This is a genomic window from Streptomyces sp. NPDC018693, assembly GCF_044391385.1.
Taxonomy (GTDB): domain Bacteria; phylum Actinomycetota; class Actinomycetes; order Streptomycetales; family Streptomycetaceae; genus Streptomyces.
The window spans coordinates 459,547-474,982 of record NZ_JBIRZZ010000003.1; the positions used below are offsets into that span (position 1 = coordinate 459,547).

Genomic DNA, 15,436 nt, shown 5'->3' on the forward strand with positions numbered 1-15,436 from the left:
GACGGTGAGCGGGCGGAAGCTGCTGGGATAGCGTCGACGCGTCCCTTCCCTCTGCCCCTCTGACTTGCGGAGTCCCCATGAGCACCGCCGCCGCTGCCGCACCCGCCCGCACCGGGCAGGTCCTCGCCGACCTCCTCCCGGCCTCCCGCGTCCGTGACCTCGCCCTGGTCGCCGGCGGCGCGGCCCTCACCGGCCTCGCGGCCCAGCTCGCGGTGCCCGTCCCCGGCTCTCCGGTCCCGGTGACCGGCCAGACCTTCGCCGCCCTGCTCGTCGGCACCTCCCTCGGTGCCGGCCGCGGCTTCCTCTCCCTCGCGCTGTACGTCCTCGCCGGTACGGCGGGCGTGCCGTGGTTCGCCGAGGGCGGCTCCGGCGCGGCGGCCCCGTCCTTCGGCTACGTCCTCGGCATGCTCCTCGCCGCCACCGTCGTGGGCGCGCTGGCGCGGCGCGGGGCCGACCGCAAGGTCTGGCGGACGGCCGGGGTGATGCTGCTGGGCTCCGCGATCATCTACGCGGTCGGCGTGCCGTACCTGGCACTGGCCGCCGACATGTCCGCCTCGACGGCGATCGAGCTCGGCCTCACGCCGTTCCTGATCGGCGACGCGCTGAAGGCGGCGCTGGCGATGGGGCTGCTGCCCGCGGCGTGGAAGCTCGTGCGCCGCTGACGGTGTGCTGGACAGGCTGACGGTGTGCTGGACAGGAGGCTCGCGTGGACCGGACGGAACGGTCCGGTCCACGCGCGCCTCTTGGTCGTGCGTGGGGGGTGTCGGTGTTTCCGGTGTGGCGGTCAGCCGTCCTGGCTGCCGGGGCGGCGGCGCTGCGACCACCACATCCCGGCCGCGCCCGCCGCGAGGAGCGCCGCGCCGGCCGTGCCCAGCGGCAGCACCTCCCGTTCGAACCCGGTCCTGGGCAGCTCGTCACCGCCCGGGGCCACCGGCTTGTTGTCGGTGCCGAGCAGCAGCGGGGTGGCGGGGGCGTTCGGCGACGGGTTCGTGGTCCCGAACGGCACCGGTCCCTGCTGCCAGTACGTCTTCTTCCCGTCGGCGGTCTGCACGGGCAGGCAGATCATCCCGGTCCTGCCGAGATCGAAGGTGGCGTCGACGGCGTACGACTTCGACGCCCCGGCCGCGAGATTGTCGATGGGACAGGAGAAGGCGCTGTTGGAACCCTCGGGGCGGTCTCCGGCCGGCACCGCCGAACACCCCTGAACGTTTTTGACCGTCAGTCCGTCGAAACCGACGACCAATAGCCTGATGTTGCCGCTTTCCTTGCTCCCTTCATTCTTCACCGTGGCGGTGATCGCCGTTTTCTGAGAGCTGTTGTCGACCGAGATCTTCTCCGGCAGTGTCGTGGTCAGTTTCACGCCCGCGGGAGCCTCGTCGACCGCCTTTCCCCCTTTACTGCTCCCCGGTCCCTGGTCGTCCGCGGCGGCGGTGGCGGAAAAGATCATCACCGCCGAGAAGGACGCGATGACCAGCGACATACGATGAGAACTCATGTTCGCCCCCCTTGTCTGCGCCTGAATTCGCAGTACTTGAAGAGGTACCACAAGATTTCTCCGCACTATGCTGGTACGGCCTGAAGTGTGACCATCGTGTTTCAGTCAGGGGGGTGCAGCGGAATTGCCGGGTAACAGGGGGAATTCGGGGCCCGATGGTGCTCCGGGGCTGTTGGTGACGGGCCGTTATCGGCTGGTCGAAAGCATCGGGCAGGGAGGAATGGGGCGGGTGTGGCGGGCCGCCGACGAAATACTCGACCGGCAGGTCGCGGTGAAGGAGATGCGCATCGACGGCCTCGACCCCGAGGACACTCGCACCCGCCGCGAACGCACCCTGCGCGAGGCCCGCGCCACCGCCCGTATCGACCATCCCAACGTCGTACGGGTCTACGACGTCGTCGACGAGGGCGAGCGCCTCTGGATCGTCATGGAACTGGTCGCCGGCCGCTCCATGGAGCGGATCCTGGCCGAGGAGGGACCCCTCGGGCCCCGCGAGACCGCCCGCATCGGGCTCGGACTGGTCGAGGCGCTGCAGCAGGTGCATGCGCGGGGCGTTCTGCACCGGGACATCAAGCCGGGCAATGTGCTGGTGGAGAGCGCGGGGAGTGGGACCGGGGGCGCCCGTCGCATCGTCCTCACCGACTTCGGCATCGCGGCGATCCAGGACGCCACGGCGCTCACCATGGTCGGCATGCTCGTCGGCTCGCCCGACTACATGGCCCCCGAGCGGGTCTCCGGCCGCCCGCAGGGCCCGCCGTCCGACGTGTGGTCCCTCGGCGCCACCCTGTGCGCGGCCCTCGGCGGCCACTCCCCCTTCTCCCGCGCCACCACCCTGGCAACCCTCCACGCGGTCCTCTACGAAGCCCCCGCCCTCCCCCCGGCCCCCGCCCCCCTCCACGACCTCCTGACAGCCCTGCTCCAGAAGGCCCCGGAGACCCGCCCAACCCTGCCCGAGGTGGCCTCGGCCCTGGGGCCGCTGGCACATCCGACGTGGACACCGACGGTGGCCGGGCCGGGTGTCGGTGCGGGGGAAGCGGCGGTCGGGGTGCCTGCGGGGGAAGGGGCTGAGTCGGGGGTGCCTGGTGCGCCGCGCGGGCCGGTGGTGGTGCCTGCGGAGCCGGGAGGGGCGTCGGGGGATGCGGCGGCGCATCCGGAGCGGACTCCGACGGTAGCGGGAGCTCCGGGGGTGGAGGGCGTGTCGCCAGGGGTGGTGGGGCTGCCTGCGGGGGCGGGGGCGGTGCCAGCCGAGGCGGGGGTCGGGTCGGCGGTGGAGGGTGTGTCGCCGGGGGCAGTGGCGGTGCCTGCCGAGGCGGACGTTGAGCCGGAGCCCGAAGGCGCGGCGCGGGGCGTGGTCGCGGAAGAGCCCGGCTCGGCGGTGGAACCGCCAGCGGCGGTCACGGAATCGCCGGGGCCGGTGCCCGCGGTGCGGGAGCCAACGCCGGAGCCGCCAGTGCCGGTGGCGGAGCCGCCCGGCCGGGTGGGGGGGTCGGCTGGGCGGGTGGGGGAGTTGCCAGGGTCGGTGGGGGAGTCGGCTGGGCGGGTGGGGGAGCTGCCAGGGTCGGTGGGGGAGTTGCCAGGGTCGGCGGAGGACTCGCCGGGGTCGGTGGCGGAGTCGGTCGCGCGGCCGTCCCGACAGCCGCACCCGCTGTCCCCCTGGCCGCAGCATGAGATCCCCGCGCCGCCACCGCTCCCGCGACCCCCGGTTGAATCAGCGACGCCCCCCTCGACGGAGTCGCCCCACGGCGCTCCGGAGCCCCGCTCCCACAGCCGACCTCACACGGCGACCCCCCGGGGAACCGGAACCTCGGTCTCCAGGGGAGCCGCCGCGGACGCCGACTCGGAGAACCGGCCTGAGATCCACCCGGACGCCGACTCGGACACCCGTGTGCAGGCCGACACGGAATCACCGTCACCGGGCGCTGCTGGCCCGGCAGTCCCGGTCGGCCCGGGGGCCCGGAGCGGCTCGGTGGGCCCGGCAGCCCCGAATGGTTCGACTGCTCCCGGTGCCCCGGCGGCCCCCACCGGTTCGGAGGCCCGGAATCCCTCCGAGGTCCCGGCAGCCCCGGCACCTCCGGCAGCCCCGGTAGTCCCGACTGCCCCGTCAGGCGCGGCGGGGACGGCGGTCGGGAATTCTGGCCCAGCTGGCCCGGCAGCCTCGACTGGTTCGGCGGCCCTCTTTGGTTCGGGTACTCCGAGCATCCCGACTGTCCCGGCGGACGAGACGGGCGAGGCGGGCCCGGCGGCCCCAGGTGCCCCGACCAGCCCGACAGGCCCGGCGGGCCCGATAGCCGTGAGCGGCTCGGCGACGCCGACCGCGCCGACGGTTCCGGCCGACCCCGCAGCCCCGACCGGTGCAGTCGCCCCGGCGGCACACGCCCCGGCGGGCCCGACTGGTTCGACCGCCCCTTCCGGCTCGCCGGCATCGCAGGCACCCCACCGCCGGGGCGTCTCCCTCGCCCGCCCGCAGCCCGCGTCCGGAGCCAACCTGACGTCGAGGCCACCCGGGCATGCGGCCTCGTCTGTGCCCGTGGCCCCTGCTGGCGCGGAAGCTCTCACTGCGTCGGGTCCGGCGGTGCCCCCTGTGCCTGTGGCCCCCGCTGACCCGGAAGCCTTCTCCGTCTCGGGTCCGGCGGTGCCAGCCGTGACCGCAGGCTCGGTGCGCTCGGGAGGCCCCACTGTCGCGGCCGCGTCGCTCCCCGAACGCCGCTCCACTGCCACCACCCCCACCCGAACCGCTCCCACGGTCCCGCCCGTCCTGACCGGAACCCGGCGTCGTACGAGCCGCCGACGTGCCGCCCTCCTGGCCGCCGCAGGGGTCGCGGTGGCGGGAGGCATGGTGGCGGCGATGGTGCTGGCGATGGCCCCCGGAGACCGTGACGACGGCACGCGGGACGGCGCCTACCCCGCTCCGCCGTCCTACGGCAGCCACACCACCGCCGTCACCGACGGCACCGGTGGTCCCTCGCCGTCGGTCTCCCCCTCACCCTCGCCCACCGTCCAGGGCACCTCCCGCCCCCGGACCCTGCCGCCGGGCGCGCAACAGGAGGCGGGTGGGTATGCGTGGGTGCCGCCGGAAGGGTGGCGGCGGGATTTCAAGACGGGCGCTGAAGTGCACTACACGTCACCCGACGGCAAGCAGGAACTCGTCGCGAAGTCCTCCCTGGCCCGCGGCGACCTGATGGAGACCTGGCGCACCTCGGAGCAGAACGCCCACCAGGGCCAGGACTACCGCAAGATCCGCCTGGAGGAGACGACGTTCCGCGGCAACCCGGCGGTCGTCTGGGAGTACACCTTCACCCTGCGCGGCACCCACTGGCACGCCCGCCTGCTCGGCTTCAACCAGAACGGCAAGTCGTACCAGATCAACACCTGGTACCAGCCGGAGATCGAGATGGCGGCCCTGAGCACGTACGAGAAGGTGAGGGACAGCTTCACCGTGCTGTGAGCCACCCGTGTCCGTGGTGTTTCGCGGCGGACACCCGCCCCTGCACGCCCGCAACACGCATGTCACACTGCATCCCATGCGCGTGTATCTCGGCTCCGACCATGCCGGCTTCGAACTCAAGAACCACCTCGTCGAATGGCTGAAGGCGGCCGGCCATGAGCCCGTCGACTGCGGCCCCCACATCTACGACGCCCAGGACGACTACCCGCCCTTCTGCCTGCGCGCCGCCGAGCGTACGGCCGCGGACCCCGACGCCCTCGGCATCGTGATCGGCGGCTCCGGCAACGGCGAGCAGATCGCCGCGAACAAGGTCAAGGGCGTCCGCGCGGCCCTCGCCTGGAGCGAGGAGACGGCAGCCCTGGGCCGCCAGCACAACAACGCCAACGTGGTCGCGGTCGGCGCCCGCATGCACACGCAGGACGAGGCGACGAAGTTCGTCGAGACCTTCCTCAACACCCCGTTCTCCGGCGACGAGCGCCACATCCGCCGTATCGACATGCTGTCGGCGTACGAGACGACGGGCGACCTGCCCCCGATCCCGGCCCACCACCCGCAGCAGTAACGAGCCTCGGCCCACCCCGCTCCCCATCGAGCGATCGAGCCATCGAGCCATCGAGCGATCGAGCCGGGTGGGCCGGCGCCAGACCCGGACAGCGGGAAACGGAAGAGGAGACCCCACCGTGCCGGAAGGGCACACGATTCACCGGCTGGCCCAGGACTACGCCGCCCAGCTCACCGGCACGGTCACCGCGACGAGCCCCCAGGGCAAGTTCTCCGACGCCGCCGCCCTCCTCACCGGCACACCGCTGCGCACCACCGAGGCCCACGGCAAACACCTCTTCCTCGGCTTCCTCCCCGACACCTGGGTCCACATCCACCTCGGCCTCTTCGGCAAGGTCACCTTCGGCGACGCCCCCGCACCGCCCCCCACCGACACGGTCCGCCTCCGCCTCGCCACCGACACCGCGTACGTCGACCTCCGCGGCCCCACCACCTGCGCCCTGATCACCGACGCCGAGAAGCACGCCATACACGCCCGCCTCGGCCCCGACCCGCTCCGCGAGGACGCCGACCCGGACACGGCGTACGCCCGCGTCCGCCGCAGCCGCACCACCGTCGCCGCGCTCCTGATGGACCAGAAGATCATCGCCGGCGTCGGCAACGTCTACCGCGCGGAGGTCCTCTTCCGCCACCGCATCGACCCGTACCGCCCGGGCAGGGACATCACCCCACCCCAGTGGCGGGCCATCTGGACGGACCTGGTCGCCCTGATGCGCGAGGGCGTCCGCAACAACCGCATCGACACGGTCCGCCCCGAACACACCCCCGAGGCGATGGGCCGCCCACCCCGCGTGGACGACCACGGCGGCGAGGTCTACGTCTACCGCCGCACCCACCAGCCCTGCCACATCTGCGGCGACACCATCCGCACGGCCGACCTGGCCGCCCGCAACCTCTTCTGGTGCCCCACCTGCCAGAAACCCTGACCCGACCGTCACCGGCGGTGCCGGTCAGAACCCGTGCGGCAACCAGGGCGCCAGCACCGCCCCGAACGCCACCGAAACCTCCGCCACCGCCCCCTTCCGCAGCTCCGTCACCCGCCCCGCCCCCGCCAACGACGCCAGACTCACACCCCCCAGATACGCCTCTCCCAACTCCCGTACGGTCAAGGCGAGATCAGCCGCATCGGTCGTACGAGCACAGCTCGCCCCCTTCGCGTCCCCGCTCAACCGCCACCGCCCCGAGTTCCAGGGACAGAACGCGTCCTCGACCTCCACCACCACATCCACCGGCGTCAGATACGCCCGCGCCTCCAACGCGGCCGGCACATCCACCAGCCGCACATGCAGCCCGTCCCGCACCCGCACCCGGCACCGCCGGATGTCGGACACCATCCCCAGCCAGCCCTCGTCCACCGGCCGCCCCCGCACACTCAGCGTCGACGTCAGATCGATGTCGAACAGGAACCGCCACACCGCCGCGTGCGCCGCCGGATCCAGCGCCTCCGCGTCCTGCACCCGGACCGTCCCGCACGGCCCCTCCGGACTCCACTGTGCCCTCACCCGGAACCGCGCGTACCCCACCACCTCACCACCCCGCTCGGCGACCACGCACTGCAACGGCGAGGCCCCCTCCCGCTCGCTCTCCGGATCGAGCAGCCCCAGCCGCTCCCACCCGGGCATCCGCGCCAGCATCCCGGCCCGCTCCGGCACCCGCCGCGCGTACACCGCCTCGCACGCGTCGAGTACCTCGGCCGGCGGCGCGTACCGCAGCCGTACGTCGTCCGTCCCCGCCGGCACCGACAGCCGTACCCGACTCGTGTCCACCTCGGCGCCGAGCCAGTGCGTCGCCACGCCGTACCCGAACCGCCCGTAGATGGCGGGCTCGGAGGCGGTCAGCACGGCCAACGGCTCACCCCACGCCCGTACGTCGTCCAACTGACGCCGCATCATCGACGTCAGCACCCCGCGCCGCCGATGCGTCGCCGCCACACTCACCATCGTCACGCCCGCCGCCGGCACCGCGGCACCGCCCGGCACGGTCAGCCGGAAGCCGAACGCCCCCGCCGTCCCCACGCACGCGTCCCCGTCCCACACGCCCAGGGAACGCTCCACCTCGGTGAGCGAGCGCCACAGCTCCCGCTCCTCGGCCGCCTCCGGCACACCGCCGAAGGCGCGCAGCAGGCCGTCGTACCACTGTTCCCACTCGTCCTGCCGCAGCACTCGCAGTTCCATGCATCCATGCCTACCAGGGCAATGCGGGACGAGCGACCGGATTTCTCCCTCCCCCGGCGCACGCGCTTTCTGCGAAGTTCACTGCGAAGTCGGGCCTCGGACGGGGGACAAGTGGGACCTCCCGTGCCAAGCAGCGGGTTCGATGGATAGGGTCCCGAACTAATGGCAGCAGGACGACAGCGGCGCTCGGCAGCCGAGACGTTCACGGCCCGGTTGAAGCACCTGGTGCACCGGGTCCGCACCGGCGTGCGCAGAAGCGCCGTCGACTACTTCCGCGGCGACGGCTCCGACTGGATCGCGCTGGCCGGCCTGATGCTCACCATCCCGCTCATCACCGTCGCGACCCTCGCCGACGAGGTGTGGATCTCACCGGCCGCGCTGGTCCTGCCCATCGTCGCCGGCGGTCTGCTGCTGCGCCCGGCGAGCCTGCTCGGCCTGTACGCCGCCGCGGCCACCGCACTCATCGTCGAGTCGGTCCGCCTCGGCCCGTACACCGAGGGCCCCTCCCGGGTCACCCCCGGCGTGGTCCTCGTCGTCGCCGCATGCGGTTTCTTCGGCCTGCTGATCGCCCAGTTCCGCAGCCGGGTCGGCGTGCCCTGGCGGCGCGGCGGCACCATGCTCTTCGACCTGCGCGAACGCATCCGCGTCCAGAGCAAGTTGCCCAAGCTGCCGAAGGGCTGGCACCGGGAGATGGCGCTGCGCCCGGCCGGGGGCCAGTCGTTCTCCGGTGACTTCGTTGTCGCGGCCCGTACGAACGGCGGCCGCACCCTGGAGGTCGTCCTCACCGACGTCTCCGGCAAGGGCATGGACGCGGGCTCCCGCGCCCTGCTCCTGTCCGGCGCCTTCGGCGGTCTCCTGGGCTCCCTGCCCCCGCACGCCTTCCTCCCCGCCGCCAACGGCTACCTCCTCCGCCAGGACTGGGACGAGGGCTTCGCCACCTCCATCCACCTCGTCCTCGACCTGGACTCCGGCGACTACGAGCTGTACTCCGCGGGCCACCCGCCGGGCCTCCAACTCAGCGCGGGCAGCGGCCGCTGGGAGGAGAAGGCCGCCGAGGGCCCGCTCCTCGGCGTCTACGACGGCGCCCAGTTCGACCCCGTGAAGGGCTCGCTGCGCCCCGGCGACGTACTGATGCTCTTCACCGACGGCCTCGTGGAGACCTCCGACCGCGACATCGTCGAGGGCATCGACCGCCTCACCGGCGAGGCCGACCGCTATGTCGCCGGCGGCTTCCAGGGCGCCGCCTGGCACCTCATCGAGGCGGTGGCCAGGGACGTCAACGACGACCGGGCCCTTCTGCTGATCTGCCGCGAGGGTCCGACGGCCACGACGACTGTCCCACGTACGTAACTACGGCCGACTCCCGATTGCACAGGCAAGCGTTGAGTTGCTACCAATGGGAGGCGTACAGATGTGGCACACACGTCCCAACGGGGGAGGCGAGTACGACCATGAAGTTCGACATGGGTGCGCAGACGCTGTCGACGCTGATGCGCGATTCACGCGGCTCGAGTGATGATCTGGGGTCGTTGATCCGGCAGTTGGTGCAGGCTGCGGCGCCGCTGGAGGGCAAGTTCAACGGCACGGGCCGCGTGATGTTCGACCAGTTCAAGGCCCGGGCCGATGAGATCGCGGCGGACCTCAACGGGTCGCTGTCGGCGATCCTGGGTGGTCAGACGGGTATGGAGTCGGCGTTCAGCTCGGGTGACCAGGAGCAGGGTGACAACGCGCGTCAGCAGATGGCGGCGGCGAACTTCGACGCGGCGCGGTTCGGGGCGCGGTAGGTCCGGGTCTCTGGTTCCGTTCGGTCTTCTTCTTTCTTCTTCACGGGGAGTTGGTTTGTGATGGCGGGTGCGGGTTCGGACCGTCGGTCGTATGACTCGGGTGCGTCGGCGGATGCGCAGGGCAACATCCAGGCGGTTGTGGCGCGTCTGGAGCAGGTGATCACGGCGCGTGACAGTCAGGTGAAGGCTGCGATGGCGGACTTCCAGGCTGATGGTGTGGCGGATGAGTACCACGGTAAGGAGCAGCGGTGGAACCGCGCTTCTACTGAGGTGAAGAACATCGTGGCGCTGCTGAAGTCGACGCTGGAGCAGAACGACGGTACTGCGCAGTCGACGCTGTCGAGGGCGAAGGCCGCGGTCGACAACATCGGCTGACGGTCCTTTGAGGCTGTATCCGCAGGTGACTTTCTGATCTACGGGGGTTGATCGTGCCTGGGTGGGATCTGCAACCGCAGGGCATTTCCGGTGTGCTGACGACGACGGGGGAGACGGCGTCGAACCTGGAGACGTACGCGAAGGACTTCGGGGACCATCTGACGTCCGCGGCGACCAGCGCGGGCACGATCTCCGCCGACACGACGACCGGTGCGAACGGTGAGCAGGCGGCCGGCGGCCTGGTGGCGTTGGCGTTGTCGCAGTTCGCGGAGCGGGCGGCGAAGGACCTGCAGTTCGTCGCGGCGCGGGCCGGTAAGTCGATGCAGGGTGTCGTCGACGCGACGACGGCGTACCTGAAGGGCGACGAGGAGATGGCGGCGCTGGCTCAGCGCAACACGCTTGCCGCGCCGAAGCTCGACATGCCGGGAGTGGGCCAGGCGTGATCCAGCCCGACCAGATCCCTCAGTTCACCGGTGACCTCGCCCAACTGGAGCTGGACCATGCCGCGTTGAAGAAGGACGCGGGGAACATCCGGACGACGGGCAGTGATGTCCATTCCAAGTTCCAGGGTCTGTCGGCGTTCTACCGGGCGCCGGAGGCGGAGCAGTTGTTCGCGACGACGAAGCCGGTGCAGGAGAAGGCCGACGCCTTCGCCGGCGACCTGGAGACGGTGTCGTCGGCGCTGTCCTCGTATGCGACGGAGATCCGTCCGCTGGTGTCGAAGCTGGCGGAGCTGAAGACGAAGGCGCAGACGTTCGTCACGTCGGTGAAGGACGATGACGAGTGGGAGTACGACGGGGACAAGGTCGAGGAGCACAACCAGATCCGTGACGAGATCACGGCGACGGTGGCCGCGTTCTGGGCGGCGGAGCGGACCTGCCACAACAAGATCACGGCGATCTGGGGCGGGACGCAGATGGTCGCCGGGGACGGTTCGGAGCGCACGGACCAGTACGGGTTCTCGGCCGAGGACATGCAGAACGCGCAGCTTCCCTGGGGTGACCCGGTGGAGGAGAAGCACCACTGGTACGAGGTCGGCCACTGGGTGAAGTCCTTCGTGTGGGACGGCCTGATCGTGGATGGCATCTGGGGCACGATCAAGGGCCTGGGCACGCTGGTGGGGTTCGGTGGCTGGGAGGCGATGGGCCAGGCGTGGAAGGGCCTGGCCCAGCTCGCGACCGGTCTGGCGATCACCGCGATCCCGGGTGTGGGTACGGCGTTCTGGCTGCTCCCCGACGACAAGCTCCCCTCCTGGATCCGCGACTCCCGTACGGCGATGAAGGAGACCGGCAAGGCGCTGGTGGCGTGGGACGAGTGGGGCAAGAACCCCGGCCGGGCTGCGGGTGCGGTGACCTTCAACGTCCTGACCACCGTGTTCACGGGTGGTGCGGGTGCGGGTGTGGCCGGTGCGGGCAAGGCGGGCGCGGTCGCGCGTGTCCTGGGTACGGCCGGCAAGGTCATCGACCCGATGACCTACGTTGCGAAGGGCGCGGGCGCGGGTCTGTCGAAGATCGGGGATATCTCGGCGGCGCTGAAGGGCGTCGGGAACATCGACATCCCGGCGATCCCGGAGAACGCGGTCCGGCTGCCGGAGGGCTCGGCGGTGCTCCCGGACGGCACGGTGCGGCTACCGGAGGGAGCAGCGATTCCGGAGGGGGCGACTCGGCTGCCGGACGGGAATGTCAGGCTGCCGGAGAGCACGCCGGCGCTGCCGGAGGGCACGGTCAAGCTGCCCACCGAGGACGGCGCCCCAGCCCGCTACTACGACCCGGACGGCAACATCCTCAACGAGCAGGGCAGTGTCGTGCACAGCGCGGACGAGGCTCCCGGCGGTGTCGACAGGCACGGAACGACCACGTCGACCGCAAGTCCGGAGATGACTCATGTCGACTCGCCGTTGCGGGAGCCGGCCATGGCCGGGGCGCATGGTCAGGGCGGTGATGGGATGGTGCGCGGGAGCGGCGAAGCTGTTCCCGACCATGTCGGACACACAGGTGATGAGGTACCAGCCCACCAGTCGGAGGCCGATGGTCTACCAGGCGGAGACCACACGCCTGACAGCTCGGATGGTCGGGTCGGCGATCCCGTTGCGGGGCCCGGAGACGAAGTTCTTCACATGGGCGGGGACGACGCTCAGCTCATGGGATCCCGTCGCGACGCCGAGGCGCGCGTCGCTCCCGAGTCCACGATTGCGGTTCCACCCGAGCAATTGGGCGACGTCATCCTTGACTCGGGTGATCATGTGTACTTCAGGGAGGGCTCGACCGCGATCGGCTACGACCGGAACACCATCGCGAACTTCGATCGCGTCAAGCCGTTGGACGGATATCACGATGTCGTCGTCCACGGAAACCGAGAGGGTTACTTCGTCCCGGGCCGACGAAATGAGGCCGGAGTGGACTTCCCGGCGCCGAACACTCACCCGAGTCACATCGCGGAAGCCATCAGGAACAATCCCAGTTACGACGGCGGTCCGGTACGTCTCATCTCCTGCCACTCGGGTACGGTCGCTACGGATGCGGCAGGCCGGCCCCTGGGTATTCCGGCAGCTCAGGCTGTCGCGAACGAGTTGGGTGTCCCGGTCAGGGCACCCACGGATAAGGTGGGAACGGACCGCTTCCTCGGCCCTGGCCAGGAACCCACAATCTTCAACAACGGTTACTGGCGAACGTTCCTTCCTGTGCTCTAGACAAGGTTTCCCATGAAGATCGCAGATCACTTCCACGAGCTATGGCCGGCTTCTTTCGGGTCGTCGAGGGGAAGCGTGCGGGACTTCCTCATGGATTCCGCCTATGTCGACGAGCAGGAGATCATCCAGTATCTACTGGCCGGGCATGACCTTTTCAGCGTCATGGGTTCCTCCGAGGATGTTCTGGGTTCCGGTGAGTCCATCATGGGCGGCGACTCCATCTACTCGGACGGGGAGTGGGTGTGGCGAGGAGACCTGTGGTTCTACGTGCGGACCCACCATGTGGCCCTGCCGGACGAGTTCGTGGAGCGCATCAGGAGCTTCCGCTATGCAATGCCACCCGAAGACCTGTCGAGCCTCATGGAGATCGCCAAGAACATCCGCGGCCGACTGTGACAGCGTCTCTCTGCGGTGAGCACGAGGGCACGCGATTCGAGGTCAGGACGCGTGAGCACATGGGAGCCCAGCCGCCGAGTCGCCGAACTGCTGTTCGTTGACTTCGACGGATCGCCCGCCATCCCCGACGACGTCATCAGCGACGGTCTCGACGGCGGCTACCGTGGCCGTTCCGAGCCGTTGACGCAGGTGCTCTGGGACGCGGCCGAGGATCCTGCCGGGAGGTTCCTGGCTTGTGTGGCGCTGACCCGCTGGGCGGACGAGGCCGGATACGCGGCCGTCGTCGAAGCGGCGGGGGCACTTGAGTCGGTCGCGTGGCGCGGTGCGTCGTACGACAGGTTGCACGGCCAGGACGACACGTTCGGGGTGCTTGCGGATGCCGTGGGGAACAGCGTCGACATGGTCGACGAGCGTGGTACGGCATCTTCGCGTGTCGAAGCGGCGTGCGCTCTGTTGGGCATCGCGGACCGGGTTCGGTTCGACCGGCACATCGGTTCCCTGCTGTGTCGTGACCTGGTGATCGAGTGCCTGCCTGTGTTGAAGGCCGTCGTAGCTCGCGGTATCGCGCGATGGCCCGCGACGAATCGGCCCTCCTTTGACCTTGGCCTGCAACTGACCCTCGTCATCGCCGTCGTGCACCCTGCCGACGCGACCTGGGCCACGCGGGCGGAACATGCCCTCATGGAGGCCCGGCAAAGATGACTCCTATGCGGCGCATCGACATCGACGATCCTGACGTGGACCTCGATTACGCTCAGCGGTTGCTGTATCGGGGCGCGCTCTTCACGGGTGAAGTCGAGGAGTTTCTCGCAGGGCATCGGGTGTCCCTCGTGACGTATGCGTCGCACGATGAGTGGGACGAGGAGGGGCGTCCGATCCGGGCTTGGGAAAATTTGAGTCCTGAGAGGTCGAACAGCGCCCTGTCCAGGGCCGTCCGGTCACGTGCTCCGGTTGAAGCGATCAAGCGAAGGCGGCGCTGATGAAGGGGCGACGCATTGACATCGATGACGACGAGGTGGATGTCGCGTTCGATCAACGGCTGCTGTATGCCGGTGAGCCCTACACGGGGGAGGTGGTGGAACACTTGGCGGGGAGCATGGTAAGTCTGATCACCTATGCGGACGGATTCAAGGACGGCCCTTACCGTGAGTGGTATGAGAACGGGACGCTGCGGGCAGAGGGTGTTATGCGAATGGGGTTTGTCTCCGGCGAGTTCAAGCGTTGGCATTCGAACGGGTGCCTTGCCAGACGCATGCTCAACAGTGAGGACGGCAAGACGCCTCTAGCTGAATACGAGTGGGATGAAGAAGGGCGCCCGACTCGTACTTGGGGCAACACCGAGCTTCCTTGTATTCCCTGATGGCAGCAGTGGAGCGCATCGACGTCGACGATCCCGAAGTGGACATGGACGACTCGGAGCGGCTGTATTACCGAGGTGAACCGTTCACTGGAGAGGTGACCGAGCACCTCGGTGAGAGTCTCGTCAGCCTCGACACCTATGTCGACGGCTACAAGAACGGGCCCTCCCGTGAGTGGTACAAGGACGGCACGCTTCGTTCGGAGGGGACCTTGCGGGACGGCCTGCCCGTCGGTGAGTTCAACGAGTGGCATGCCAACGGGGTGCTCGCGGCGAGGCAGGTGTTCGCCGAGAACGGGATGACGCTCCTGGAGGACTGCACCTGGGACGAGCGTGGTCAGCCGATCCGCACGTGGCGGCAGCGCGCATGCGGCGGATAGACATCGATGGGCCCGGCGTCGACATCGATCGGTCGCTGCGGCTGCTGTATCAGGGGGAGTTGTTCACGGGGGAGGCCGTGGAGTATCTCGGTGGTGCGCTTGTGAGTCTTGAGAGCTACCAGGACGGGTTGGTGCATGGGCCGAGTCGGGAGTGGTACCCGGGCGGCGCGCTCGCTTCCGAGAAGGAGTTCGCCGACGACGGGGAGTTGGTGTCGCACCGGGCGTGGGACGAGAGCGGGCGGCTGGTGAGGTGCTGGTCGCGTATGTTCTCGTAGGGGTTGTATGTCCCCATGGTTAGGTCACGGGTTTGTGGTTGCTCTGTGATGACTGGGGCCCTCGATTGCGAAGGGAATCGGCCAGTTGATAGGGATGAGGTCGACCGTGTAGTGCGCGTGATGCGCTTGGAGAGGCCCTGACGGGGGAAGGCGGGTTCGACCGTGAAGTTCGACATGGGTGCGCAGACGCTGTCGACGCTGATGCGTGATTCGCGTGGTTCGAGTGATGATCTGGGGTCGTTGATCCGGCAGTTGGTGCAGGCTGCGGCGCCGCTGGAGGGCAAGTTCAACGGCACGGGCCGCGTGATGTTCGACCAGTTCAAGGCCCGGGCCGATGAGATCGCGGCGGACCTCAACGGGTCGCTGTCGGCGATCCTGGGTGGTCAGACGGGTATGGAGTCGGCGTTCAGCTCGGGTGACCAGGAGCAGGGTGACAACGCGCGTCAGCAGATGGCGGCGGCGAACTTCGACGCGGCGCGGTTCGGGGCGCGGTAGTTCCGGGTCT

18 protein-coding genes are annotated in these 15,436 nt (G+C 69.7%); 16 read left to right on the plus strand and 2 right to left on the minus strand.

What is annotated here, in order from left to right:
* Positions 1-77 precede the first annotated feature (77 nt).
* A complete protein-coding gene (locus ACH5AC_RS10445) occupies positions 78-662 on the plus strand; it encodes a biotin transporter BioY (protein ID WP_398861314.1) in 585 nt (194 codons plus the stop codon).
* A 122-nt stretch (positions 663-784) separates the two neighbouring features.
* On the opposite strand, the gene ACH5AC_RS10450 is transcribed toward ACH5AC_RS10445, so the two are convergent.
* Positions 785-1,495, minus strand: coding sequence for a hypothetical protein (locus tag ACH5AC_RS10450; protein ID WP_398861315.1), 711 nt, complete (start codon positions 1,493-1,495; stop codon positions 785-787).
* 172 nt (positions 1,496-1,667) lie between these two features.
* On the opposite strand from ACH5AC_RS10450, the gene ACH5AC_RS10455 reads away from it, so the two are divergent.
* The 3 genes from ACH5AC_RS10455 to ACH5AC_RS10465 all read left to right on the plus strand — a co-directional run bounded on the left by ACH5AC_RS10455 (position 1,668) and on the right by ACH5AC_RS10465 (position 6,427).
* Positions 1,668-4,940, plus strand: a complete 3,273-nt coding sequence (locus tag ACH5AC_RS10455) for a protein kinase (protein ID WP_398861316.1) — start codon at positions 1,668-1,670, stop codon at positions 4,938-4,940.
* 76 nt (positions 4,941-5,016) lie between these two features.
* Positions 5,017-5,502: a ribose-5-phosphate isomerase gene (locus ACH5AC_RS10460; RefSeq protein ID WP_398861317.1), complete on the plus strand. Its 486-nt coding sequence runs from the start codon at positions 5,017-5,019 to the stop codon at positions 5,500-5,502.
* 118 nt (positions 5,503-5,620) lie between these two features.
* Entirely contained in the window at positions 5,621-6,427 is an 807-nt protein-coding gene (locus tag ACH5AC_RS10465; protein ID WP_398861318.1) for an Fpg/Nei family DNA glycosylase, read from the plus strand.
* A 24-nt stretch (positions 6,428-6,451) separates the two neighbouring features.
* Here the strand turns inward: ACH5AC_RS10465 and ACH5AC_RS10470 are convergent, their stop codons facing one another.
* Positions 6,452-7,675: a GNAT family N-acetyltransferase gene (locus ACH5AC_RS10470; protein WP_398861319.1), complete on the minus strand. Its 1,224-nt coding sequence runs from the start codon at positions 7,673-7,675 to the stop codon at positions 6,452-6,454.
* Positions 7,676-7,837: 162 nt separating this feature from the next.
* Between ACH5AC_RS10470 and ACH5AC_RS10475 the strand changes: the two genes are divergently transcribed.
* The 12 genes from ACH5AC_RS10475 (at position 7,838) to ACH5AC_RS10530 (ending at position 15,426) form a co-directional block, all read left to right on the plus strand.
* The gene (locus ACH5AC_RS10475; protein WP_398861320.1) at positions 7,838-9,025 is read left to right on the plus strand and encodes a PP2C family protein-serine/threonine phosphatase; all 1,188 of its coding nucleotides are present in this window, start codon (positions 7,838-7,840) and stop codon (positions 9,023-9,025) included.
* Between the two features lie 101 nt (positions 9,026-9,126).
* Positions 9,127-9,459 (plus strand): hypothetical protein, encoded by a 333-nt coding sequence (locus ACH5AC_RS10480; RefSeq protein WP_398861321.1) that lies wholly within the window; start codon positions 9,127-9,129, stop codon positions 9,457-9,459.
* A gap of 60 nt (positions 9,460-9,519) precedes the next feature.
* The gene (locus tag ACH5AC_RS10485) at positions 9,520-9,834 is read left to right on the plus strand and encodes a pore-forming ESAT-6 family protein (protein WP_398861322.1); all 315 of its coding nucleotides are present in this window, start codon (positions 9,520-9,522) and stop codon (positions 9,832-9,834) included.
* A 92-nt stretch (positions 9,835-9,926) separates the two neighbouring features.
* Positions 9,927-10,277, plus strand: coding sequence for a DUF6507 family protein (locus tag ACH5AC_RS10490; protein WP_398861323.1), 351 nt, complete (start codon positions 9,927-9,929; stop codon positions 10,275-10,277).
* Complete coding sequence (locus tag ACH5AC_RS10495; protein ID WP_398861324.1) at positions 10,274-12,523, plus strand: hypothetical protein; 2,250 nt, start codon at positions 10,274-10,276, stop codon at positions 12,521-12,523. Before ACH5AC_RS10490 ends, ACH5AC_RS10495 begins: the two co-directional genes overlap by 4 nt.
* A gap of 90 nt (positions 12,524-12,613) precedes the next feature.
* The gene (locus tag ACH5AC_RS10500; RefSeq protein ID WP_398861325.1) at positions 12,614-12,919 is read left to right on the plus strand and encodes a hypothetical protein; all 306 of its coding nucleotides are present in this window, start codon (positions 12,614-12,616) and stop codon (positions 12,917-12,919) included.
* Positions 12,920-12,970: 51 nt separating this feature from the next.
* The gene (locus tag ACH5AC_RS10505) at positions 12,971-13,621 is read left to right on the plus strand and encodes a hypothetical protein (RefSeq protein ID WP_398861326.1); all 651 of its coding nucleotides are present in this window, start codon (positions 12,971-12,973) and stop codon (positions 13,619-13,621) included.
* A 5-nt stretch (positions 13,622-13,626) separates the two neighbouring features.
* Positions 13,627-13,899, plus strand: coding sequence for a hypothetical protein (locus ACH5AC_RS10510; RefSeq protein ID WP_398861327.1), 273 nt, complete (start codon positions 13,627-13,629; stop codon positions 13,897-13,899).
* Positions 13,899-14,279: a toxin-antitoxin system YwqK family antitoxin gene (locus ACH5AC_RS10515; protein ID WP_398861328.1), complete on the plus strand. Its 381-nt coding sequence runs from the start codon at positions 13,899-13,901 to the stop codon at positions 14,277-14,279. Before ACH5AC_RS10510 ends, ACH5AC_RS10515 begins: the two co-directional genes overlap by 1 nt.
* Complete coding sequence (locus ACH5AC_RS10520; RefSeq protein WP_398861329.1) at positions 14,279-14,656, plus strand: toxin-antitoxin system YwqK family antitoxin; 378 nt, start codon at positions 14,279-14,281, stop codon at positions 14,654-14,656. Before ACH5AC_RS10515 ends, ACH5AC_RS10520 begins: the two co-directional genes overlap by 1 nt.
* The gene (locus ACH5AC_RS10525; RefSeq protein ID WP_398861330.1) at positions 14,644-14,931 is read left to right on the plus strand and encodes a toxin-antitoxin system YwqK family antitoxin; all 288 of its coding nucleotides are present in this window, start codon (positions 14,644-14,646) and stop codon (positions 14,929-14,931) included. The genes ACH5AC_RS10520 and ACH5AC_RS10525 overlap by 13 nt, the downstream gene beginning before the upstream one ends.
* Positions 14,932-15,093: 162 nt before the next feature.
* Positions 15,094-15,426, plus strand: coding sequence for a hypothetical protein (locus ACH5AC_RS10530; RefSeq protein WP_398861321.1), 333 nt, complete (start codon positions 15,094-15,096; stop codon positions 15,424-15,426).
* The last annotated feature ends 10 nt before the right edge of the window (positions 15,427-15,436 follow it).

Coding starts and splice junctions, on each gene's coding strand:
- ACH5AC_RS10460 (WP_398861317.1), top strand. CDS start 5,017: ATGCGCGTGTATCTCGGCTCCGACCATGCCGGCTTCGAACTCAAGAAC.
- ACH5AC_RS10520 (WP_398861329.1), top strand. CDS start 14,279: ATGGCAGCAGTGGAGCGCATCGACGTCGACGATCCCGAAGTGGACATG.
- ACH5AC_RS10450 (WP_398861315.1), bottom strand. CDS start 1,495: ATGAGTTCTCATCGTATGTCGCTGGTCATCGCGTCCTTCTCGGCGGTG.
- ACH5AC_RS10470 (WP_398861319.1), bottom strand. CDS start 7,675: ATGGAACTGCGAGTGCTGCGGCAGGACGAGTGGGAACAGTGGTACGAC.
- ACH5AC_RS10445 (WP_398861314.1), top strand. CDS start 78: ATGAGCACCGCCGCCGCTGCCGCACCCGCCCGCACCGGGCAGGTCCTC.
- ACH5AC_RS10475 (WP_398861320.1), top strand. CDS start 7,838: ATGGCAGCAGGACGACAGCGGCGCTCGGCAGCCGAGACGTTCACGGCC.
- ACH5AC_RS10525 (WP_398861330.1), top strand. CDS start 14,644: ATGCGGCGGATAGACATCGATGGGCCCGGCGTCGACATCGATCGGTCG.
- ACH5AC_RS10485 (WP_398861322.1), top strand. CDS start 9,520: ATGGCGGGTGCGGGTTCGGACCGTCGGTCGTATGACTCGGGTGCGTCG.
- ACH5AC_RS10500 (WP_398861325.1), top strand. CDS start 12,614: ATGGATTCCGCCTATGTCGACGAGCAGGAGATCATCCAGTATCTACTG.
- ACH5AC_RS10480 (WP_398861321.1), top strand. CDS start 9,127: ATGAAGTTCGACATGGGTGCGCAGACGCTGTCGACGCTGATGCGCGAT.
- ACH5AC_RS10510 (WP_398861327.1), top strand. CDS start 13,627: ATGCGGCGCATCGACATCGACGATCCTGACGTGGACCTCGATTACGCT.
- ACH5AC_RS10515 (WP_398861328.1), top strand. CDS start 13,899: ATGAAGGGGCGACGCATTGACATCGATGACGACGAGGTGGATGTCGCG.